General features: G+C 71.7%; 17 protein-coding genes and 1 other RNA gene. 12 read left to right on the top strand and 6 right to left on the bottom strand.

Features of this window, described 5'->3' with window-relative positions; genetic code table 11:
* Nucleotides 1–87 precede the first annotated feature (87 nt).
* Nucleotides 88–1,830 carry a hypothetical protein gene (locus BIU94_RS02190; protein WP_071253769.1) on the top strand — a complete coding sequence of 581 codons (1,743 nt, stop codon included), beginning with the start codon at nucleotides 88–90 and terminating at the stop codon, nucleotides 1,828–1,830.
* Entirely contained in the window at nucleotides 1,827–2,825 is a 999-nt protein-coding gene (locus tag BIU94_RS02185; RefSeq protein WP_071253767.1) for a tetratricopeptide repeat protein, read from the top strand. Before BIU94_RS02190 ends, BIU94_RS02185 begins: the two co-directional genes overlap by 4 nt.
* Nucleotides 2,826–3,016: 191 nt before the next feature.
* Here BIU94_RS02185 and glgB read toward each other — a convergent pair whose 3' ends face one another.
* The 3 genes from glgB to BIU94_RS02170 all read right to left on the bottom strand — a co-directional run bounded on the left by glgB (nucleotide 3,017) and on the right by BIU94_RS02170 (nucleotide 9,899).
* The gene (gene glgB / locus BIU94_RS02180; protein ID WP_139196249.1) at nucleotides 3,017–5,566 is read right to left on the bottom strand and encodes a 1,4-alpha-glucan branching protein GlgB; all 2,550 of its coding nucleotides are present in this window, start codon (nucleotides 5,564–5,566) and stop codon (nucleotides 3,017–3,019) included.
* The gene (locus tag BIU94_RS02175; RefSeq protein ID WP_254782903.1) at nucleotides 5,563–7,563 is read right to left on the bottom strand and encodes an alpha-1,4-glucan--maltose-1-phosphate maltosyltransferase; all 2,001 of its coding nucleotides are present in this window, start codon (nucleotides 7,561–7,563) and stop codon (nucleotides 5,563–5,565) included. Before BIU94_RS02175 ends, glgB begins: the two co-directional genes overlap by 4 nt.
* Before the next feature lie 260 nt (nucleotides 7,564–7,823).
* Nucleotides 7,824–9,899, bottom strand: a complete 2,076-nt coding sequence (locus tag BIU94_RS02170; protein WP_071253765.1) for a glycogen-debranching protein — start codon at nucleotides 9,897–9,899, stop codon at nucleotides 7,824–7,826.
* 59 nt (nucleotides 9,900–9,958) lie between these two features.
* On the opposite strand from BIU94_RS02170, the gene BIU94_RS02165 reads away from it, so the two are divergent.
* Nucleotides 9,959–11,128, top strand: coding sequence for a cysteine desulfurase family protein (locus tag BIU94_RS02165; RefSeq protein ID WP_071253907.1), 1,170 nt, complete (start codon nucleotides 9,959–9,961; stop codon nucleotides 11,126–11,128).
* 22 nt (nucleotides 11,129–11,150) lie between these two features.
* Here the strand turns inward: BIU94_RS02165 and BIU94_RS02160 are convergent, their stop codons facing one another.
* Nucleotides 11,151–11,573 carry a helix-turn-helix domain-containing protein gene (locus BIU94_RS02160; RefSeq protein WP_071253908.1) on the bottom strand — a complete coding sequence of 141 codons (423 nt, stop codon included), beginning with the start codon at nucleotides 11,571–11,573 and terminating at the stop codon, nucleotides 11,151–11,153.
* Between the two features lie 111 nt (nucleotides 11,574–11,684).
* Between BIU94_RS02160 and BIU94_RS02155 the strand changes: the two genes are divergently transcribed.
* The 8 genes from BIU94_RS02155 to BIU94_RS02120 all read left to right on the top strand — a co-directional run bounded on the left by BIU94_RS02155 (nucleotide 11,685) and on the right by BIU94_RS02120 (nucleotide 18,166).
* Entirely contained in the window at nucleotides 11,685–12,557 is an 873-nt protein-coding gene (locus BIU94_RS02155; protein ID WP_071253764.1) for an oxidoreductase, read from the top strand.
* Nucleotides 12,558–12,609: 52 nt separating this feature from the next.
* Nucleotides 12,610–13,071, top strand: a complete 462-nt coding sequence (locus BIU94_RS02150; protein ID WP_139195901.1) for a hypothetical protein — start codon at nucleotides 12,610–12,612, stop codon at nucleotides 13,069–13,071.
* Nucleotides 13,072–13,246: 175 nt separating this feature from the next.
* On the top strand, nucleotides 13,247–14,356 hold the full coding sequence (gene prfB / locus BIU94_RS02145; RefSeq protein WP_071253906.1) for a peptide chain release factor 2: 1,110 nt from the start codon (nucleotides 13,247–13,249) through the stop codon (nucleotides 14,354–14,356).
* Between the two features lie 51 nt (nucleotides 14,357–14,407).
* Complete coding sequence (gene ftsE, locus BIU94_RS02140; protein ID WP_071253760.1) at nucleotides 14,408–15,166, top strand: cell division ATP-binding protein FtsE; 759 nt, start codon at nucleotides 14,408–14,410, stop codon at nucleotides 15,164–15,166.
* Nucleotides 15,163–16,077: a permease-like cell division protein FtsX gene (gene ftsX / locus BIU94_RS02135; protein WP_071253758.1), complete on the top strand. Its 915-nt coding sequence runs from the start codon at nucleotides 15,163–15,165 to the stop codon at nucleotides 16,075–16,077. Before ftsE ends, ftsX begins: the two co-directional genes overlap by 4 nt.
* Nucleotides 16,078–16,220: 143 nt before the next feature.
* Complete coding sequence (gene smpB / locus BIU94_RS02130; RefSeq protein ID WP_071253756.1) at nucleotides 16,221–16,697, top strand: SsrA-binding protein SmpB; 477 nt, start codon at nucleotides 16,221–16,223, stop codon at nucleotides 16,695–16,697.
* A 96-nt stretch (nucleotides 16,698–16,793) separates the two neighbouring features.
* Nucleotides 16,794–17,170: a transfer-messenger RNA gene (gene ssrA, locus BIU94_RS02125) on the top strand.
* A 159-nt stretch (nucleotides 17,171–17,329) separates the two neighbouring features.
* Nucleotides 17,330–18,166, top strand: a complete 837-nt coding sequence (locus BIU94_RS02120; RefSeq protein WP_071253755.1) for a hypothetical protein — start codon at nucleotides 17,330–17,332, stop codon at nucleotides 18,164–18,166.
* Nucleotides 18,167–18,179: 13 nt separating this feature from the next.
* On the opposite strand, the gene BIU94_RS02115 is transcribed toward BIU94_RS02120, so the two are convergent.
* The gene (locus BIU94_RS02115) at nucleotides 18,180–19,484 is read right to left on the bottom strand and encodes an LLM class flavin-dependent oxidoreductase (protein ID WP_071253753.1); all 1,305 of its coding nucleotides are present in this window, start codon (nucleotides 19,482–19,484) and stop codon (nucleotides 18,180–18,182) included.
* Between the two features lie 2 nt (nucleotides 19,485–19,486).
* Nucleotides 19,487–20,827 (bottom strand): O-acetylhomoserine aminocarboxypropyltransferase/cysteine synthase family protein, encoded by a 1,341-nt coding sequence (locus BIU94_RS02110; RefSeq protein ID WP_254782901.1) that lies wholly within the window; start codon nucleotides 20,825–20,827, stop codon nucleotides 19,487–19,489.
* Between the two features lie 138 nt (nucleotides 20,828–20,965).
* Here BIU94_RS02110 and BIU94_RS02105 point away from each other — a divergent pair, with 138 nt between their 5' ends.
* Complete coding sequence (locus BIU94_RS02105; protein ID WP_071253751.1) at nucleotides 20,966–21,679, top strand: M50 family metallopeptidase; 714 nt, start codon at nucleotides 20,966–20,968, stop codon at nucleotides 21,677–21,679.
* Nucleotides 21,680–21,715 lie beyond the last annotated feature (36 nt).

Raw genomic sequence — 21,715 nt, 5'->3', positions numbered from 1 at the left:
ATGGATGCGCCGTCCAGTGTTGCTCGCTATCCTGAGTCGCTGATTCGCGCGCCGACTCCCCACCCCGGCGCGGTAGGGAGAGAGTTCGTGCGATTCGTCCTGGCGATCGTCAGTTTCGTCATCGGCCTGCTGCTCGTCGCGCTCGCGGTCGGACAGCGGACGGTGTTCGCCCCGCCGTCGTCCCTCGTCGCGCAGAGCTCGACCACCAGCTCCGCGCCGGTGACCGTCATCCCGGGGTCGACGCTCAACGCGAACCCCGGCTACCAGCGCATCAACGTCTCCGGGTCCGGCAAGGTGTTCGCCGCCTACGGCAAGACCGCCGACGTGGACGCCTGGGTGGGCGACGCCGAGCACACCACGCTCCGGTTCGACGCCGAGAAGGCCGCGCTCGTCGGTCGGACCACCGGTTCCGAGTCGAGCGTCCCCTCGCCGGAGGGCAGCGACCTCTGGTACCAGGAGTGGGACGGCGCCGGGCAGTTCACCGTGCGGCTGCCGCAGGACGTCTCCGTGCTCATCGTCAGCGACGGGAAGGCCGCGGCGCCGAGCAACGTGTCCGTCACCTGGCCCCGCGACACCGCGACACCGACCGTCGGGCCGCTCCTGGTCGCCGGCGGTGTCTTCGTCCTCGGAGGCATCGTGCTCCTCGTCCTCGCGTTCCTGCACCAGCGTCGCGGCCGCGGACCCCGCCGCCGCAGCGGTGGCACGCGTCCGCCGCGCGTCCGTGCATCCCGGCGGGCCGCCGCGGCCGGGGCACAGGTCCCCTCGCGGGGTCGTCGCAGCTCCCGCGCCTTCATCGGCGTGCCGGTCGTCCTGGTCGGCGCGCTCACCCTGGCCGGCTGCTCGTCCGACTACTGGCCCCAGGGCGTCGACGCCTCGCTCGCGACCCCGACGCCGACCGCGACGGCGACCGGCGCCGCCACCACCACGGAGCCGACCGCGGCGACGAAGCAGCAGATCAGCCGCGTCGTCGACCGCATCGCCGAGGTGGCGAAGCAAGCGGACGGCCGACGGGACCGCGACCTCGTCCGGACCCGGTTCAGCGGGGCGGCGCTCGAGCTCCGGCTGGCGAACTACTCGATCCGCAGCAAGGACTCCGAGGTCAAGGCGCCGCCGACGATCTCCTCCGGGCAGGTCTGCGTGGCGCTCCCGCAGCAGACCGACACCTGGCCCCGCACGGTGTTCACGATCGTCGCCGAGGACTGCGACGCGAAGGCCGCCCCGCAGGCGCTGACGCTCGTGCAGGACTCCGCGCGCGACCCGTACAAGGTCGCCTACGACGTCTCGCTCGAGGCCGACGCGCAGATCCCGAGCCTCGCCCCGACCTCGATCGGTGCGGCGCTCCTGACGCCCGAGTCGAAGCTCCTGACGATCGCTCCCGACCAGGTGGCGACGGCCTACGCGGACATCCTGTCGAAGGACGCGAAGAGCGAGTACGCCGACCTGTTCTCGAGCGAGGGCGACGCGCTGCGCACCACGATCGGCAAGGCCTACAAGGACAAGAAGGCGAAGTCGCTGCCGGACACGGCGGAGATCGACTACTCGTCCGAGGTCCCCGCGGACAGCGCGGTCGCCATCGCGACCGACGACGCGGGGGCGCTCGTCTCGGCCGACCTGGACGAGATCGAGAAGGTGACCCCGACGGCCTCCGGCGCCGAGGTCAACACCGAGGGCGCCGTCAAGGCGTTGTCCGGTGTGGACAGCAGCAAGAAGGGGATCAGCGCGACGTACAGCGTCCAGCTGCTCTTCTCCGTCCCGCCGGTCGCCTCGGGTGGCAAAGTGGTCCTGCTCGGGTTCACGCAGGGCCTGACCGCAGCGAGTGAGGTGCAATGAGCAACATCCCCCCGACCCCGGCCGGGCTCCGTGGAGCCGTCGACCTGTCGTCCCTCGTCGACCGCGCCCAGCGGCCGCCGCAGCCCCCGCAGTCCGCGGGTGCCCCGGCGCCGCAGGGTGTGACGGCCGACGGATCCGAGACCGGCGGCGACCTGACCGTCCCGTCGCTCGTCCTCGACGTCACCGACCAGAGCTTCCAGGACGTGCTCCAGCTGTCCTCGGTCGTCCCGGTGATCGTCGACATCTGGGCGGAGTGGTGCGGGCCGTGCAAGCAGCTCTCGCCGATCCTCGAACAGCTGACCGCCGAGTACGCCGGGCGTGTGGTGCTCGCGAAGGTGGACGCCGACACGAACCCGCAGCTCGTGCAGGCGTTCCAGGCGCAGTCGATCCCGACCGTCGCCGCGGTGATCGGCGGACGGCCCCTCGGGCTGTTCGTCGGGGCACTGCCCGAGGCACAGGTGCGTGACGTCTTCGAGCAGGTCCTGCAAGCCGCCGAGCAGAACGGCGTGTCCGGGCGGGTCGCCGTCGACGGGGCGGCCCCTGCGGACGCGACCGAGCAGGGCGAGCCGGAGCCGGAGCCCCTGCCGCCGCACCACCAGGCGGCCTACGACGCCATCGAGCAGGGCGACTACGCGACGGCGATCGCCGAGTACAAGACCGCGATCGCGCAGGACCCGCACGACCAGATGGCCGTCGCCGGCCTCGCGCAGGTGTCGCTCCTCGACCGGCTCGACGGCCGGACCGCCGACGACATCCGTGCGGCTGCCGCCGCCGGGCCGTCGGACGTCCCCGCGCAGCTCGCGGTGGCGGACCTCGACGTCGCCGGTGGTCACGTCGAGGACGCCCTCGGTCGGCTGCTCGACCTCGTGCCGACGGTGTTCGGCGAGGACCGTGAGGCGCTCCGTGTGCGGCTCGTCGAGTACTTCGAGCTCGTCGGGACCGAGGACCCGCGCGTCGTCGCAGCCCGCCGTCGTCTGGCGAGCGCCCTGTACTAGACGCCCCACGAGACGGACGGGAGGCCCNNCGGGCCTCCCGTCCGTCTCGGCGTGCGGGCCGCGACGTCCCGTCCCATCACATGTGCGGGAGGAAGCAGGATCGCGCGTGGGGGGCCGGAAGAACCGGCCTCCCACGCGCGATACGTCTTCCTGTGCACGGAACTGCTTCCGACGCGCGGAAGTGCTCCGGGTCAGGGAGCGAGGCGCAGCCAGACGGCGCCGAGCGGGGGGACCACCAGGTGCGCGGAGGCCGGTCGGCCCGCCCACGGGGTGTCCTCGGCGGTGACGACCCCGAGGTTGCCCACGCCGGAGCCGCCGTACTCGGCCGCGTCGGTGTTGAGGACCTCGTGCCACTCGCCGGCGGTCGGCAGGCCGAAGCGGCGCTCCACCGGCACGCCGGAGAAGTTCACGAAGACCGCGATGCGCTCGTCGCCGGCCTTCCGCAGGAACCCGATCGTCGAGTGCGGTGCGTCACCGCCTTCGATCCACTCGAAGCCCTCGGCCGTGCTGTCGTGCGTCCACAGCGCGGGGGAGTCCTTGTACACACGGTTCAGCTCGGCGACGAGGTCCTGCACGCCGCGGTGGCCCGGCTGGTCGAGGAGCCACCAGTCGAGGCCCTTCGCCTCGGACCACTCGGCGGGCTGGGCGAACTCCTGGCCCATGAAGAGCAGCTGCTTGCCGGGGTGCGACCACATGAAGGCGAGGTACGCGCGGACGTTCGCGAGCTTCTGCCACTCGTCACCCGGCATCTTGCCGACGAGCGAGCCCTTGCCGTGCACGACCTCGTCGTGGCTGATCGGCAGGGTGAACTGCTCGCTGAAGGCGTAGACGAACGAGAACGTGATCTCGTCGTGGTGGTAGCTGCGGTACGCGGGGTCGCGCTGCACGTACTCGAGCGAGTCGTGCATCCACCCCATGTTCCACTTCTGCCCGAACCCGAGGCCGCCGGCGCTCGTCGGCTGGGTGACGCCCGGCCACGAGGTGCTCTCCTCGGCGATCATCACGATGCCCGGGTAGCGCTTGTACGCGGTCGCGTTCGTCTCCTGCAGGAACGCGATCGCGTCGAGGTTCTCGCGGCCGCCGTGCACGTTCGGCAGCCAGTCGGTGCGGGAGTAGTCGAGGTACAGCATCGAGGCCACCGCGTCGACCCGGAGGCCGTCGATGTGGAACTCCTCGAGCCAGTACAGCGCGTTCGCGACCAGGAAGTTGCGCACCTGCGGCTGCCCGAAGTCGAACACGTAGGTGCCCCAGTCGAGCTGCTCGCCGCGGCGGGGGTCCGGGTGCTCGAACAGCGCGTAGCCGTCGAATCGACCGAGGGCCCACTCGTCCTTCGGGAAGTGCCCGGGGACCCAGTCCATGATCACGCCGATGCCGGCGGAGTGCAGGCGGTCGATCAGGTAGCGCAGGTCGTCCGGCGAACCGTAGCGCGCGGTCGGCGCGTAGTACCCGGTGACCTGGTAGCCCCACGAGCCGCCGAACGGGTGCTCGGCGAGCGGCAGGAACTCCACGTGGGTGAAGCCGGTGTACTGCACGTGGCCGATGAGCTGGTCGGCGACCTCGCGGTACGACAGGCCCGGGCGCCACGAGCCGAGGTGCACCTCGTAGACGCTCATCGGGGCGTCGTGGGTGGTGGCCTGCGCCCGGCGCTCCATCCACGCGGCGTCGCCCTCGGACCACGTGTACGTGGACTCGGTGACGACCGAGGCCGTCGCCGGGGCGATCTCCGCCTGGCGGGCGAACGGGTCGGCCCGCTCCACCCAGCCGGAGTCGGTGAGGATCTGGAACTTGTAGCGCTGTCCGACGACGGCGCCGGGCCAGAAGAGCTCCCAGACACCGAGGTCGTTGAGGCGACGCATCGCGGTGGTGCGGCCCTCCCAGCCCTCGAAGTCGCCGATCACCCGGACGGCCGTGGCGCGGGGCGCCCAGACCGCGAAGGAGACGCCGTCGACGCCGTCGACCGTGCGGGCGTGCGCGCCGAGGTGGTGCCAGAGCTGCTCGTCGCGGCCCTCGCCGAACAGGTGCAGGTCGAGCTCGCCGAGCGTCGGCGCGAACCGGTACGCGTCGTCGGTGGTCCAGGTCGCGTCGTCCTCGTCGGTCGACTCGTCGTGGTCGTAGTCGGCCTCGACGCGGTACCGGCCGAGGTCGCCGGCGGTGGCGCCAGCCCAGAGGCCGTCGCCCTCGTGGGTCAGCTCGACGTCGTCGCCGTCGGGGCGGACGATCCGGACGGCGCGGGCCAGGTGGCGGACCACGCGGACGCTCGTGCCGCCGTCGACGGGGTGCGGCCCCAGGACGTCGTGCGGCTGCGACCAGCGGCCCTCGGCGACCTGCTGGCGCAGCCAGTCCTCGATCGGGGCCGGACGTGGGCCGGACACGGCCTCGGAGCCGGCAGCGGGGGTGGCGGCCGACCCACCGGGCACGGAGGTCGGCGGCACGACGGGTGTCGGGCCTCCCGGCTGGATCCCGGGGCGCGCGGGAGCCGCGGCGACGACGGGGCTGCGCGGGTGCGACGCGTCGCCGGGGTGCCCGGCGAGCGTGGCGGACTCGTGCACGTCGCGGTCCGGGGACTCGCGCGGTGCGGCCGGGGCACCGGGCAGGTCCTCGTCCGGGGCGGACACCTTCGGCTCGTACCGGGGCGCCGGTGCGGCGCGCGGCGGCACGGGCGGGGGCGGCGGCTGGACCGGCGGCACGGCCGGCCCCCGGTCCGGGGTCGGGGCGGAGGAGGCGGTCGGGTCGTTCGTCATCGGTGGGGTCCTTCCACGACGAGCAGGTGCACGGGTTCCTGGAACGCGTCCAGGCGGACGTAGTTCGACGATCCCCAGACCCAGCGCTGCCCGGTCACGACGTCGCGGACGTCGAACAGGCCGTCGGCCGGCAGGCCGAGCGCGGCGAGGTCCAGGTGGACCGTCGTCTCGCGGGCCGAGTGGGGGTCGACGTTCGCGACGACGATCACCGTGTCGTCGCGGCCCGAGCGGTTGAACTCGCCGGGCAGGTGCTTCGAGTACACGACGGTCGCCGGGTCCTCGGCGGTGTGCACGTGCAGGTTCCGCAGCTGGCGCAGTGCGGGGTGCGCGGCACGCAGCCGGTTGAGCATCGTCACGTACGGGGCGAGGGACGCGCCCTCGGCCTCGGCGAGCGCGAAGTCGCGGGGCTTGTACTCGTACTTCTCGTTGTCGATGTTCTCCTCGGAGCCGGGACGGGCGACGTCCTCGAAGAGCTCGTAGCCGGAGTACATGCCCCACGTCGGCGCACCGGTCGCGGCGAGCGCCGCACGCACCTTGTAGCCGGCACGGCCGCCGTACTGCAGGTACTCGGTGAGGATGTCGGGGGTGTTCACGAAGAGGTTCGGGCGCAGGTAGTCGCTCGTCTCGTGCGAGAGCTCCTGGAAGTACTCCTCGATCTCCTCCTTCGTGTTCCGCCACGTGAAGTACGAGTAAGACTGCTGGAACCCGGTCTCGGCGAGGGCGCGCATCATCGCCGGGCGGGTGAACGCCTCGGCGAGGAACACCGTGTCGGGGTGCTCGTCGCGGACCTCGCGGATGACACGCTCCCAGAACCACAGCGGCTTCGTGTGCGGGTTGTCGACGCGGAAGATCCTGATGCCGAACGCCATCCAGTGGCGCAGCACGCGGAGCACCTCGGTGACGAGGCCCTCCGGGTCGGAGTCGAACTGGATCGGGTAGATGTCCTGGTAGCGCTTCGGCGGGTTCTCGGCGGTCGCGATGGAGCCGTCGGCGCGCTGCGTGAACCAGTCCGGGTGCTCGGTGACCCAGGGGTGGTCGGGGGAGCACTGCAGGGCGAAGTCGAGCGCGACCTCCATGCCGGTGTTCTTCGCGGTCTCGACGAAGTCGCGGAAGTCGTCCTCGGTGCCGAGGTCCGGATGGATGGCGTCGTGCCCGCCCTCGGCGGAGCCGATGGCCCAGGGGCTGCCCGGGTCGTTCGGGCCCGGGGTGAGCGTGTTGTTCGGGCCCTTGCGCGCGGTGGTGCCGATCGGGTGGATCGGCGGCAGGTAGACGACGTCGAAGCCCATCCGGGCGACGGCCGGCAGACGGCGGGCCGCGGTGCGGAAGTCGCCGCTCTTCCAGGAGCCGTCGGCGTTCTTCTTCGCGCCCTCGCTGCGGGGGAAGAACTCGTACCAGGCGCCGACGCCGGCGCGGGTGCGCTCGACGTCGAGCAGCTGTGTCGGCGAGGACGTGCGGAGCGAGGTGAGCGGGGCGTCCTCGACCTCGGCGACGATGCGCGGGTCGTCGACCGCGGCGAGGCGCTCGGCCGGCTCGAGGTCGGTGTCGCGGACGCGCTCCGCGGCGCGGGTGGCCGCGGGGGAGCCGGTCTCCTCGGCGAGGCGGTCGAGCAGCACGGCGCCGTCGAGCAGGGTCGCCTCGGTGTCGACGCCGGCGGCGATCTTCAGCCGCGCGGCGTGCAGCCACGTGGCCCAGTCGTCGGAGTACGACTCGACGTGCCAGGTCCACACGCCGACGTGGTCGACCTGCACGGTCGCCTCGTAGCGGTCGGTACCTGCGGAGACGAGTGTCAGCGGAACGGTGCGGGTGCCGCCGTCCGGGCGTTCGAGGACGAGGTCGGCGCCGATGATGCCGTGTCCTTCTCGGAAGACGGTCGCACCGAACGTGATCACCTCGCCGTCGAAGGCCTTGGCGGGGAACCCGTTCGGGGTCCGTGGGGCGAGCTCGGTGATCGGGATGCGCCCGATCTTCGGGCGTCGGGGTCGGTCTGCGATGGCCACGGAGGCGACGCTACCCGGAAGGGGGCGTGTGTTCCCCGGAGACGCGCGTCGTGTGGACGGCGCGCCGACCGTCGGTGCTTGTGGAGGGACGGACGGGAGGCGCGGGTCGGGGCCGCCACGGGCCTCCCGTCCGTCCGTCGGCCGGGCCCCGGACCGCGCCCCGCTGTGGTCGTCGCACGCCGGCTCTCCGGCGCGCGACGCGCAGGAGGAGCGCGCCGCCCCGCCGACTGGCGCCACTCCCGGGGCCGCGGCCCTCGCGCCTACGCCACCTCGAACAGGTGGATGCCCGGGCCGTACGCCGTGAAGACCTGGCCGGCGGGACGGAGCCGCTCGTGGTCGCGGTGCTTCTCGCTCGACCACGCCAGGCGGTACCCGAGGACGTCCTCGCGCACCGGCAGGGTCATGTCGCGGGTCCGGCCGCTGCCGTGCACGACGACGAGCACCTGGTCGGAGGGCTCGTGCTCGGGCGTCGACTCGACGAAGTACTGCAGGGCGCGGTGCACCGGCTGGTCCCAGCCCTCCACGGTCATCGGGTGCCCGTCCGGCCCGTACCAGGACATCCGCGAGGCACCGGGCGTCTCCTGCCCCTCGACGCCGAAGCGGGTGGGGCGGAGCGCCGGGTGCGCCTGCCGCAGTCGGGCCAGGGCGGCGACGGCCTCGGTCATGGTCTCGGCGTCCTCGTCGTCCGACCAGTCGACCGGGGTGAGGTCGTCCGACACCACGTAGGCGTTGTTGTTCCCGTGTTGGGTCCGGCTCCGCTCGTCGCCCGCGGTGAGCATCGGCACCCCGGCCGAGAGCATGAGCGTCGCCGCGAGGTTGCGCATCGACCGGCCCCGCGCGGCCCGGACCCCGCGGTCGGCGGTGTCGCCCTCGATGCCGTGGTTGAACGAGCGGTTGTCGTTCGAACCGTCGCGGTTGTCCTCGCCGTTGGCCTCGTTGTGCTTGCCGTCGTACGACACCAGGTCGAGCAGGGTGAAGCCGTCGTGGGCGGTGACGAAGTTCACGCTCGCCAGGGGGCCGCGGTCGGCACCGAAGGTGCTGCGCGACCCGGTCAGCGCCTCGGCCAGCCCACCGATGCCGGTCTGCGGCAGACCGGTGCGGCGCTCCTCCGCGATGTCGGTGAGCCAGAACTGCCGGACCGTGTTGCGGAACCCGTCGTTCCACTCGCTCGTGTGGTCGCCGGCCGCGCCGAAGGCCCCGGTCTTCCAGCCGTCCGGACCGACGTCCCACGGCTCGGCGATCACCAGGGTGTCCTGCAGGTCGGCGTGGTTCCGGATCCGCTCGAGCAGCGGGTGCGACGGGTCGAACCGGTGCTCGCCGTCGCGGGCCAGTGCGGCCATCAGGTCGAAGCGGAACCCGTCGACCTGCACCTCGCGCGCCCAGTAGACCAGGCTGTCGAGGATGAGGTCTGCCGTCGCCTCGACCGAGGTGTCGAGCGTGTTCCCGCACCCGGTGGTGTCGTAGTACCCGTCCCGGTAGGGCGGCGCGGAAGCAGCCCAGCGGTAGCGGTTCGCGCCGTCGATGCCGCGCAGGCTGGTCGTCGGACCGCCGAGGCCCTCTTCTGCCGTGTGGTTGTAGACGACGTCGAGCACCACCTGGATGCCGGCCTCGTGCAGCAGCCGGACCATGCCCTTGAACTCGCGCAGGACGGCGTCGGCGCCCTCCTGCTGCGCGGGCGCCGAGGCGTGCGCGGCGTGCGGGGCGAAGAACCCGAGCGTGTTGTAGCCCCAGGCGTTCTCGCGGCCGCCGTCGCGGAGCCACCGCTCGGTGTCGAACGCCTGCACCGGCAGCAGCTCGAGCGTCGTGACCCCGATGCGGTGCAGGTGCGCGATGGTGCTCTCGTGGGCGACCCCCGCGTACGTGCCGCGCAGGTGGTCCGGCAGGTGCGGGTTCGCGGCCGTCAGCGTGCGGACGTTCGCCTCGTAGACGACGGCGCGGTCGAGCGGGACCCGCGGCTTCACGACGCCGCCCCAGTCGAAGGCGTCGTCGACGACGACGCTCGTCCACCGGGGACCGTCCGCCTCGTCGTTCCCCGTCGGCAGGATCCCTCGGGCGTACGGGTCGAGCAGGGGACGCGTCGGGTCGAACCCGTGCCGCGGCCCGACCGGTCCGTCGACGAGCAGGTGGTAGCGGTCGCCCGGAGCGACGCCGGGGACCTCGCCGGCCCACACGTCGGTCCCAGCCGCGCGGTCGAGCGGGTGGCGGGTCACGCTGCCGTCGGACGCTGCCGCCACGACGAGCACGACGCTCGTCGCGGTCGCGGAGCGCAGGGAGAACCGCGGCACGGAACCCCGGAGGGAGAACCCCGGCGTGTGGTCGGTCGCTGTCTGGTGCACGCGACCAGGGTACGAGGACCGGCGCGTATCCTGGACATCGCTCATCCCAAGGAGTGCTCGTGTCCGTCTACCTCGACCACGCCGCGACGACGCCGATGCTGCCCGCGGCGCTCGCCGCGTTCACCGACGCGCTCGGCACCGTCGGCAACCCGTCCTCGATCCACAGCGCCGGCCAGCGCGCCAAGATGCTGCTCGAGGACGGCCGCGCCGCCGTCGCGCGCTCGCTCGACGCCGACCCCGTCGAGGTCGTCTTCACCTCCGGCGGGACCGAGAGCATCAACCTCGCCGTGAAGGGCCTGTTCTGGGCACGCCAGCGCGACCGCCGGCGACCCCGCATCGTCGTGCCGGGCGGCGAGCACCACGCCACCGTCGACACCCTGACCTGGCTGGAGACGCACGAGGGCGCGGTCGTCGACGTGGTCCCGCTGGACGCGCAGGGTCGCGTCGACCTGGCCGGACTGGAGGCACGACTCACCGATGCCTCGGACGTCGCCCTGGTCACGTTCCTGTGGGCGAACAACGAGGTGGGCACCATCCAGCCGGTGTCGCGGATCGTCGAACTCGCGCACGCCGCTGGCGTGCCCGTGCACAGCGACGCGGTGGCCGCCTACGGGCAGGTGCCGGTGTCGTTCGCTGCCTCCGGCCTCGACGCGCTCAGCGTGTCCGCGCACAAGATCGGCGGCCCGGTGGGCATCGGCGCACTCGTGCTCGGACGGAAGGCCACGGTCGAACCGCTCATCCACGGCGGCGGGCAGCAGCGCCAGGTCCGGAGCGGCACGCAGGACGCCCCCGCGGCCGCGGCGTTCGGCGTGGCGGCGTCGACGCCACACGCCTCGGTGCAGGCGCTGCGCGACCGCCTGGTCGCCGGCGTGCTCGCGGCGGTGCCCTCGGCCGTGCTCATGGGCGACCCGGTCGACCGGTTGCCGGGCAACGCGCACTTCACGTTCCCCGGCTGCGAGGGGGACTCGCTCCTGTTCCTGCTCGACGCCGCCGGCATCGCGGTCTCCACGGGGTCGGCCTGCCAGGCGGGCGTGCCCGAGGCGTCGCACGTGCTGCTCGCCATGGGGCTGACCGAGCAGGACGCCCGTGGGGCGCTCCGGATCACCCTCGGACACACGTCGACGGAGGCCGACGTGGACGCGTTCCTGGCCGCCCTGCCGGACGCCGTCGCGCGGGCTGGTGCCGCGGGCATGGCGTCGCGGGAGCCGTTGCTCGGGCGCTGGTCGTAGGTTCCGGCCGTGCGGGGACCGGCTACCGGGCGGCGTCGAACCGCTCCTGAGCGGCCGCGACGTCGTCACGGTTCGCCTCGGACCACAGCTTCAGCTGCCGGACCGTCCGGTGCAGCGAGAGCCCGAGGGCGGTCAGCTCGTAGGTGACCGTCACCGGGACCGTCGCGGTCGCGGTCCGGTCGACCAGTCCGTCCCGCTCGAGCGACCGCAGCGTCTGTGACAGCATCTTCGGACTCACGCCGGCGAGCACCCGCGCCAGTTCTGAGTACCGCATCGGTCGAGGGTCGCCGTCGCAGTCCGGCCCGCTGCCCAGGGCGGACAGGACCAGGGTCACCCACTTGCCGGACACCCGCGCGAGGAGCTGCTGGCTCGGGCACGCGGCCAGGAACGCGTTGTACTGCGTCTTCGCCGCGGCCTTCTTCTCCGCTGCCGTCGTCGTCGCCACGGTCACCTTCTCGTCATCTACGCACTTCTGGGTAACTCCTTCCCGTCGGGAAGCAGCTCCACCAGGGTGGAGCACGTGGACACCTTCCGACAAGCACCAGGAGACCCGACGATGACCAGCACCGACCACGCACTGCCCGGCGGCACCTGGACGATCGGGTACCGCACCGTCCCACGGTTCGGCTACGGCGCCATGCAACTCGCCGGACCGTGGGTCGTGGGTCCGCCCGCAGACCACGACGCGGCGGTGGCCGTCCTGCGTGAGGCCGTCGCGAGCGGGATCACGCACATCGACACCGCCGAGACGTACGGGCCGCGCGTGGTGAACGAGCTCATCCGGGAGGCCCTGGCACCCTCCGCCTCGGACCTGTTCATCGCCACGAAGGCGGGTGGGCGCCGGGACGCACAGGGCGGGTGGCCGGCCGCCCGCGAACCCGACGAGCTCCGGGCTCAGGTCGACGACAACCTCGAGACGCTCGGCGTCGACGTCCTCGACCTCGTGCACCTGCGCCTCGGCGACGCCGACGGACCGGTGCCCGGTCGCATCGATGCGGCGTTCGAGACCCTGGTCGACCTGCAGCAGCAGGGGGTCGTCCGGCACCTCGGCGTCAGCAACGCGACCGCCGACCAGGTGGCCCAGGCGCGGTCCATCGCTCCCGTCGTGTCGGTGCAGAACATGTACAACCTCGCGCACCGGACGGACGACGAGCTCATCGACCAGCTGGCCGACGACGGCGTCGCGTACATCCCGTTCTTCCCCCTCGGCGGGTTCACCCCGTTGCAGTCCGACGCGCTCGCCGCGGTCGCCCGCCGACTCGGTGCGTCACCGATGTCGGTCGCGCTGGCCTGGCTGCTGCACCGGGCACCGAACATCCTGCTCATCCCGGGGACGTCGTCGGTGGCGCACCTCCGCGAGAACATCGCCGGTGCCGGTCTGTCCCTGTCCGCCGAGGTCCTCGCCGAGCTCGACGGCATCGGTGGGTGACGCGAGTCGCCGTCGACGACCCCGGCACGGACCGGTGCGTATGGTCGAGAGCGTGATGGCGACCTCGGACAGCGGTGCCGGGCGGGACGGCCGGTGGGCGGTCCCGCTCCGACGGGTGTTCCCGTGGTGGTACCTCGGCGGGGCGGTGGCGACGTTCGCCGCGCTGGTGGTGCTGGAGCAGGAGGGCAGCACGGCGTTCGTGGCCTTCTGGGGTCCCGCGACCGGGCTCGCGATCCAGGACCGACAGCGAGCCGCGCGGGACCGAGCCGACCGGGGGCTCTCACTGGACCGACGGTCCCTCGTCGGTCCGCCGTGGCGTGAGCCGCTGTACACCGCGCTGCTGACGGCGTTCGCGGTCGGGGCCGGCCTGCTCGTCCACGCGATCTTCGGCGGGTGGTCCGGGACGGCGGCACTCGGTGCCGGCCTCCTGCTCGCGAGTGCGGCCGCGGGCGCCGCGCTCGTGCTGGTCGCCCGGGCCCGCCACCGACGTCGGCCGACCGGACCGCAGTCGTGACCCGCACCGCTCGGTGCGGGCGTGGGGCGGACGCACCACGGCGCGGACCGCGACCGGCGTGCCGGAGCCGCACCGGGCCTCCCGACCGGTCCGCCGGCTCGGCCGTCGCTCGGCGCGACCGGCGCGTCGCTGGCGCGACGCGAACCCGCCGGTAGCGCCGGTAGGATCGATGACCATGGTCGAACTGGACTTCTCCGAGCAGCTCTCCGCCCTCCGCGTGACGTTCGGCAACATCCGCTCGGTGGTCGACGTCGACCGCCTGCAGCGCGAGATCGCCGAACTCAGCGAGCAGGCCGGGGCCCAGGACCTCTGGGACGACGTCGAGCACGCGCAGCAGGTGACGAGCGCGCTCTCGCACCGGCAGGCCGAGCTGAAGAAGATCACCGACACCGAGGCACGCATCGACGACCTCGAGGTGCTCGTCGAGATGGCGAACGAGGCCGAGGACCAGGAGGCCGCGGACGAGGCGGCCGCCGAGCTCAAGGCGATCCAGAAGACCATGGGCGACCTCGAGGTGCAGACCCTGCTCGACGGCGAGTACGACGATCGCCCGGCCGTCATCACGATCCGCGCCGGCGCCGGCGGCGTCGACGCCGCGGACTTCGCGGACATGCTCATGCGCATGTACCTGCGCTACGCCGAACAGCACGGCTACAAGACGACCGTGATGGAGACCTCCTACGCGGAAGAGGCCGGCATCAAGTCGGCCACCTTCGAGGTGGACGCTCCGCACGCCTTCGGCACCCTGTCGATCGAGGCCGGCACGCACCGACTCGTCCGCATGTCGCCGTTCGGCGCCGCGGGCAAGCGCCAGACCTCGTTCGCCGCGGTCGAGGTCATCCCGCTCATGCCGGAGACCGCCGTCATCGACATCCCCGAGAACGACATCCGCGTCGACGTGTTCCGCTCGTCGGGCCCCGGTGGGCAGTCCGTCAACACGACCGACTCCGCGGTGCGCCTGACGCACATCCCGACCGGCACCGTCGTCTCGATGCAGAACGAGAAGTCGCAGATCCAGAACCGTGCGGCCGCCATGCGCGTGCTGCAGTCGCGCCTGCTCCTGCTGAAGAAGGAAGAGGAGAACGCGAAGAAGAAGGAGCTCGCCGGCAACATCACGGCGAGCTGGGGCGACCAGATCCGCTCCTACGTCCTCGCGCCGTACCAGATGGTGAAGGACCTGCGGAGCGAGCACGAGGTGAACAACCCCTCAGCCGTGTTCGACGGCGACCTGGACGGGTTCATCAACGCCGGCATCCGGTGGCGGAAGCAATCCGACGGCTCCTGAGCCGCGCGCCTCGCTCGTGTTCCAGGCAGGGCGACCTACCCTGATCCGGTCATGATCAAATTCGACCAGGTCACCAAGGTCTACTCGGGCAACCCGAGTCCGGCACTCGACAACCTCACCCTCGAGATCCTCAAGGGCGAGTTCGTGTTCCTCGTCGGCGCCTCCGGGTCCGGCAAGTCCAGCTTCCTGCGCCTCGTGCTCAAGGAGGAGAAGCCGACGAGCGGGCAGATCCACGTGCTCGGGCAGCGGCTCGGCGCACTCGCGTCCCGCAAGGTGCCGTACTTCCGGCGGAACCTCGGCGTCGTCTTCCAGGACTTCCGCCTGCTGCCGAACAAGAACGTCTTCGACAACGTCGCGTTCTCGCTGCAGGTGATCGGCAAGAGCAAGGGCTTCATCAGCGAGGCCGTCACCGACGTCCTCAAGCTCGTCGGGCTCGCCGGCAAGGCCACGCGCATGCCGCACGAGCTCTCCGGTGGTGAGCAGCAGCGCGTCGCCATCGCGCGGGCCGTCGTGAACAAGCCGTCGGTGCTCCTCGCCGACGAGCCCACCGGCAACCTCGACCCGACCACGTCGGCGGGCATCATGGCGCTCCTCGAACGCATCAACCAGGGAGGCACCACCGTGCTCATGGCGACGCACGACGCCAGCATCGTCAACCAGATGCAGCGCCGGGTCATCGAGCTCTCGAACGGCACCGTCCTGCGCGACGAGCAGTCCGGCGGCTACCAGACCCAGGCCGTGCCGATCCAGCGTGGTGCCGGTGTCTCGAACACCACCGGCATCCAGACGATCCCGGGGCTCATCCGATGAGGCTCGGACTCGTCATGTCCGAGGTCGGCTCGGGCCTGCGCCGCAACGCCTCGATGGTGGTCTCCGTCGTCCTGGTGACCTTCATCTCGCTCACGTTCGTGGGCACCGCGATCCTGCTGCAGATGCAGATCAACCAGATGAAGGGCTACTGGTACGACCGGGCGCAGGTCGCGGTGTACCTGTGCACCGACACCGACACGACCGGCAACTGCACGGGGGCCAAGGCCACCGAGGACCAGCGGAAGCAGATCCAGTCGCAGCTCGAGTCGTCGACGCTGCAGCCGTACATCGAGAAGACGTACTACGAGGACCAGGACCAGGCGTTCACCCGGTTCAAGCAGCAGTTCAAGGACTCCGCGGCGACGGAGTTCGTCAAGCCCGAGTACCTCAACGAGACCTTCTGGGTGAACCTGAAGAACCCGTCGCAGGCGGACGTCCTCGTCGAGAGCCTGTCGAAGGTCGCCGGTGTGCAGAGCGTCGTCGACCAACGCGGCTACCTGCAGCCGATCTTCAACCTGCTCAACGCCGCGTCCTACACGGCGATCGGCGTCGCGGCACTCATGCTCGTCGCCGCCGTGCTGCTCATCGCGACGACGATCCGGTTGTCGGCGTTCAGTCGACGGCGAGAGCTCGGCATCATGCGATTGGTCGGCGCGTCGAACCGGTTCATCCAGACACCCTTCGTGCTCGAGGGGGTCATCGCGGCCGCCATCGGTGCGGTCCTGGCCGGCGGTGCGATCACCGCGGTGGTCTGGTTCTTCGTCCGGAACTTCCTGGCGGAGCGCTTCACCGGGACGGCCTTCATCGGCATGGGGGACGCGGCGATCGTCGTGCCTGCGGTCATCGTGATCGGGGTGCTGCTCGCGGCGGTGTCGGCGTCGATCGCGATCCGGCGCTACCTGAAGGTCTGAGGTCTGCGCCGCCGGCGGCAATGCCTCGCCGACACCGGCGGCGTCTTGCCGACATCGGCGCGCCGGGAAGGTGCACGGGGCCGACGGTGTTCGGTAGTCTGTAGGGCTGCGCAGTGCAGCGGCCGAATCGAGAGGAGTCCGTCATGGCGAAGGAACGCGGGGAGAAGATCGTCGCGACGAACCGTCGCGCCCGACACGACTACCTCATCGAGGACACGTACGAAGCGGGCATGGTCCTGTCCGGCACCGAGGTGAAGTCCCTGCGCATGGGACGGGCGTCGTTGGTCGACGGGTATGCCTACATCGACGGTGGCGAAGCGTGGATCGACGCCGTGCACATCCCGGAGTACACCGAGGGCACGTGGAACAACCACTCGCCGCGACGGAAGCGCAAGCTCCTGCTCCACAAGCAGCAGATCGTGAAGATCTCGCACAAGACGGCGCAGGGCGGCTACACGCTCGTGCCCCTGCAGATCTACTTCCACGACGGCCGGGTCAAGGTCGAGATCGCGGTCGCCAAGGGCAAGCGCGAGTTCGACAAGCGGCAGGCCCTGCGCGAGAAGACCGACAAGCGCGAAGCCGAGCGGGCGATGCGCACGCGGAACCGCGTCGGCGAGTAGCGTCGGACCACCTCGGTCGGCTAGACTGAGGGACTGCTCCTCCGGGGGCATCGGTAACTCAACAGCGTGACAGCGGCTCGCACGTCCGGCCCGTATGGGGATGATCGGTTTCGACATTGCCTGTGTGCCGACGGGAAGCGGGCCGAGGACCCACGGTCATCTCGTGAACGATCCGTGGAAAACAACAAGTGCCAATTCCAAGCGCACTGACTTCGCTCTCGCTGCGTAAGCAGCCCAGCACATGAAGTCCGTCGGCCAGGTGACCGTCCCCTAACCTGATCCCGGCGTCATCCAGAGGACTTGCTGCACGGTTGCGCCTCAGGGCCGTGCGGGACTTGCACTGAGACTGGGCCCGTCGTCCTAGAAGCCGGTAGCAAAGGACGGGGCCGAGCAGAACGAATCATCCGGATACGCCCGTAGAAGACGTCGAATTGCAGCGATGGACGGGGGTTCGATTCCCCCCATCTCCACCATTCGTCGGCCGTCGAGCCGCTGTCACGCCGAGTCGCCACGACGAACGCCCCGCCACCGNNCGGTGGCGGGGCGTTCGTCGTCCTGCCACCCGGCCGGACTACGCTCCGGGGTCGGACGCGGGACCCCGCTCGCGTCGAACCCGAACGAGAGGTCAGCACGTGGTGCAGGAGATCGCGATCCGAGTCCGACTGCAGGAACAGGAGCGGGTGGGACTCGCCGAGTACGAGCGGATCGTCGGGTCGGTCGCGACCGTGGCCGCCCTGACCGCCTGGCTGCCGACGCCTGACGCGCGCCTGGTCATCCGCGGGCGCGGTGCCGAGCCGGTCCGGCTCGAGACCGTGTCGTACGGATCGACGTTCGAGATGCTCGTCGTGCTCGACCAGCGCAGTGCCGCGGTGGAGCGTGCCGCCGCAGCGGTCGCCTCGCTCGTCGCTGCGGTGCGCGACGAACCGGTCGCCGACGACGCCGCCGGTGTCGCGGGGGAGCTCGACCGCCTGGACCGTGCCGCACCCCGGGGCCGCTCGGTGCCGGAGCGGACGCTCCGCGCCTTCCTCGAGGGAGCGCGCGCGGACGTGCTCGCCCGGAAGAGCACGACGCGCCTGCGTGCGGCGTCGGCCCTGCTCCGGCTCGCCGAGGACGGTGCCGAGGTGACGGTCGAGCGGGTGGAGGACGCCCTCGCGACCGAGCTCACCGAGGAACCCGTCGACGTGCTCGAGGGCACCGGCTCGGTGGTCGTGGTGGAGCCGACCACAGCCGAGCAGGCCGTGGTCCCGACGACCGACGAGCAGCAGCCGACCGGAGCGCAGGAGCAGTCCGAGCAGAAGAAGTCGGGCAAGGAGAAGAAGCCCGACGAGAAGAAGTCGGACAAGCACGACAAGAAAAAGTCGGGCGGGAAGAAGTCCGACAAGAAGAAGTCGGGCAAGGAGAAGAAGCACGACAAGAAGAAGTCCGACGACAAGAAGAAGTCGGGCGGTAAGAAGTCGAAGCAGCGCTAGCCGCCCCGCCGCCCTAGAAGTCGAACAGGTTCGCCCGGATCCCTCCGGCGCCGTACTCCCGTCGCAGGAGTCCACGGCGTCGGAGCGCCGGCACCAGGTCCCCGAACATCCGATGGACCTGCGCCGGGTGCAGGTCCCCGGAGAAGATGATGCCGTCGTTGTCGGCGTCGCTGCCGAGCTCCTCGATGAAGTCCGCGAACTCCTCGGCGGTGCCGACGAAGCCGTCGCGCTCGGACACCCGCCCGAGCCGCGCCTTCCGCGTGAGCAGCTCCCGCAGCGGGGCGTCCGGGGTGTCGCCGACCAGGCCGCGGACGGTGCCGGCGGAGACGTGGTCGCCGAAGGTGCTCGCCGGGATCGGAGCGTCGAGGTCGAGCGAGAGCAGGTCGGTCTCGGAGTCGCTCGACCAGGCGACCGCAGCGGTCCGCAGGTCCTCGTCCGACGGGTGCGCGGACGCCTCGACGAGCCGGTCGGCCTCGGCGGACGACGGCACGATCACGGGCTTGAGCACGAACAGCACGCGCAGGTCGGACGGGGAGCGCCCGGCCAGCGCTGCGGCGTCCGTGACCCGGCTCCGGTACTCGCGGACGGCCGACGCCGACAGTGGTGCGAGCGCGAGCTGGACGTCCGAGTGGGTGCCGGCGAACCCGAGGCCGCGGCCGGAGCCGCCGGGGGAGACCACGACGGGGTCGGTGTCCAGCGGCAGGGCGTTGAGCGGCCCGTCGACCGTGAAGTGGGCGCCCTCGTGGTGGAAGGCGTCGAGGGCGTCGCCGTCCGCGAAGGTCCAGTCCGACGCGTCGCCGACGTACCCGGAGCCCCAGGAGTGCCAGAGGCGGCGGACGAGCGTGAGCCACTCCTCGGCCCGGTCGTAGGCCTGGTCGTGCGGGATCGGTGCCAGGCCGACGTGCCGAGCGCTGCCGGTGTCGGTGACGACGTTGATGCCGAGGCGGTCACCGGACAGGTGCGCGAGCGTGGCGAACTGCCGTGCCGCCAGGTACGGCGGGGTGATGCCGGCGTTCACGGTCGGGGCGATGCCGATGTGCGACGTAGCGGCGAACAGGTACGGCGCGAGCAGCAGCGGGTCGTGCTTCGGGCCGCCGTAGGCCTGCCGGATGCGCAGGTCGAGCGTCGCGGGGTCGCCGAGCGAGACGGCGTCCTCGGCGATGACGAGGTCCATGCCGGCCTGTTCGAGCGCCCGGACCGACTGCTGGTAGAGCTCCGGCTTGGTCCAGTCGTGGCCCCAGTCCCAGTCCGACCGGCCCCACGCCTGCGGTCCGAAGCCGCGCGAGAAGAAGTACCCGAAGTGCTGCAGCGCCGCCACGGTCAGGCCGCCCCGGCGACGACGTGCGGCGTGGCGGTGCGCCCCGACGGTCCTCGGACCGCCGCGAAGCCGCGCTCCAGGTCCTCGATGAGGTCCTCGACGTCCTCGATGCCGACGGACAGCCGGAGGAGGCCGTCGTGGATGCCCAGGGCGGCACGTTCCTGCGGCGTGCGGCCGGCGTGCGTCGTGGTCGCCGGGTGCAGGATGAGCGAGCGGACGTCGCCGAGGTGGGTCATCCGGCTGAACAGCTGCACCGCGTCGATGAATGCGTGTGCGGCGGGCTCGCCGCCGGCGAGCGTGAAGGAGAAGACGGACCCGGCTCCCCGGGGCAGGTACCGCTGGGCGAGGTCGTGGAACGGACTGGAGGCCAGGCCCGCGTGGTCGACGCTCGTCACGTCCGGCTGCTGGTCCAGGAAGGTCGCGACGGCGAGCGCGTTCGCGCTGTGCCGTTCGACGCGCAGGGACAGGGTCTCGAGACCCTGGCGGAGCAGGAACGCGTTGAACGGGGACGCGGTCGGCCCCATGCGCGAGGCGACGTCGTCGCGCGTGGCGGTGATCCACGCGCGGGTGCCGTGCCGCTCGACGTAGCTCGCGCCGCCGAGCGAGCGTTCCGGGCGGGTCAGGTGGTCGAAGCGACCGGGGGTGGCGGACCAGTCGAACGTGCCGCCGTCGACGACGACCCCGCCGAGGCCCGACCCGTGGCCGGACAGGAACTTCGACGCCGAGTGGACGACGATGTCGGCGCCGTGCTCGATCGGCCGGACCAGGTACGGCGTGGCCAGGGTGTTGTCGACGACGAGGGGCACGCCGGCGCGGTGCGCGGTCTCGGCGACGCCGGTGATGTCGAGGACGTCGTTCTTCGGGTTCGGGATCGTCTCGGCGAAGAACGCCTTCGTGGTCGGACGGACGAGCCGGGCCCACGCGTCGAGGTCGCGCTGGTCGGCGACGAAGTCGACCTCGATGCCGAGTCGGCCGAGGTTCTGCACGAGCAGCCCCCTGGTGCCCTCGTAGATGCTCCGGGCGCTGACGACGTGGTCGCCGGCCTGCAGGAGTCCGAGGAACGTGATCGCCGCGGCCGCCTGGCCGCTGCCGACGAGGATCGCCTCGACGCCGCCCTCGAGCAGCGCGATGCGCCGTTCGACGTCGGCGTTCGTCGGGTTGCCGAGGCGCGTGTACGTGTAGCCGTCGTCGGTACCGGCGAAGCGGTCGCGGGCCTGGGCGGCGTCGTCGAAGAGGAACCCGGAGGACATGTGGATCGCCGGCACGCGGGCGCCGTGGGCGACGTCGGGCACGACGCCGCCGTGCACCTGCTCGGTCGTGAAGCCGCGGTGGTCGTTCGGCACGGGACACCTCCTGGGTCGGGGACGCGGTCAGCCTCGCAGTCCCGGACCGGGTCGTGGTGAACACGACGTCCGGTTACGTCGGCGGCCTCCGACGGTCTTCCCAGGCGTGGTGGTGGCCGGGGCTGCGATGCTGGTGCCTTGACCACCGCAGCCCCGCCCCTCGTCTTCGTCGCGCTCGTCGTCGGCGCCGTCCTGCCGTTCGTGCCGCTGGTGGGTCGCGTCGCCCGGATCGCCGCGACCATCGCGCACGAGGTCGGCCACTGCGTCGTCGTCGTGCCCTTCGGCGGGCGCATCCAGCGCATCGACCTGCACCCGGACGGCTCCGGCGAGGCCTGGGTGCAGCTCGGTCGGGTGCCGTCCGGGGTGCGGTGGCTCGTCCGCGTGCTCAACCTGTACGCCGGCTACAGTGCGCCGCTCTGGGCGGGGGTGCTGCTCGTCACCGGGGTGCTGCACGGGTCGCGGTGGCTGCCGGTCGTGGTGCTCGGGGTGATCGGGCTCGTCGCGCTCGTCTTCGTCCGGAACTGGTTCGGGGTCCTCGTCGTCGTCGGCTTCGACGCACTGGCGCTGTGGGTGGCGCTCCGGCCGTCGGAGACCACGGTGCTCGTGGTGGCCGCCGTGGGCGCGTTCTTCGTGGTCGACGGGCTGCGGTCGGTCGTGCGGGTCGCCGGGTGGCTGCTGACGGGCGCCCGGGTGCAGACGGACTTCCACATCGCCGCCGCCGAGATGCGGGTGCCGGCCGGGCTGTGGTTCGTGCTGTTCGTGCTCGTGAACGCCGGTGCGGTGTGGCTGGCGCGCGGGCCGTTGCTCGCGGTGTGGGACACCGTCGTCACCGGCGTCCGCGCGCTGACCTGAACGCGCACCGACCTGACCGAGCGCCGACCTGACCGA

It is taken from the genome of Curtobacterium sp. MMLR14_006 (genome assembly GCF_001864985.1).
Taxonomy (GTDB): Bacteria; Actinomycetota; Actinomycetes; order Actinomycetales; family Microbacteriaceae; genus Curtobacterium.
Note: the sequence above shows the minus strand (reverse complement) of the source record. Positions and strands in the feature narration are given on the sequence as shown.

Excerpts from the sequence above, each read along its gene's own strand:
- ftsE (WP_071253760.1), top strand. The coding sequence starts at position 14,408 with ATGATCAAATTCGACCAGGTCACCAAGGTCTACTCGGGCAACCCGAGT.
- BIU94_RS02185 (WP_071253767.1), top strand. The coding sequence starts at position 1,827 with ATGAGCAACATCCCCCCGACCCCGGCCGGGCTCCGTGGAGCCGTCGAC.
- ftsX (WP_071253758.1), top strand. The coding sequence starts at position 15,163 with ATGAGGCTCGGACTCGTCATGTCCGAGGTCGGCTCGGGCCTGCGCCGC.
- prfB (WP_071253906.1), top strand. The coding sequence starts at position 13,247 with ATGGTCGAACTGGACTTCTCCGAGCAGCTCTCCGCCCTCCGCGTGACG.
- smpB (WP_071253756.1), top strand. The coding sequence starts at position 16,221 with ATGGCGAAGGAACGCGGGGAGAAGATCGTCGCGACGAACCGTCGCGCC.
- glgB (WP_139196249.1), bottom strand. The coding sequence starts at position 5,566 with ATGACGAACGACCCGACCGCCTCCTCCGCCCCGACCCCGGACCGGGGG.
- BIU94_RS02155 (WP_071253764.1), top strand. The coding sequence starts at position 11,685 with ATGACCAGCACCGACCACGCACTGCCCGGCGGCACCTGGACGATCGGG.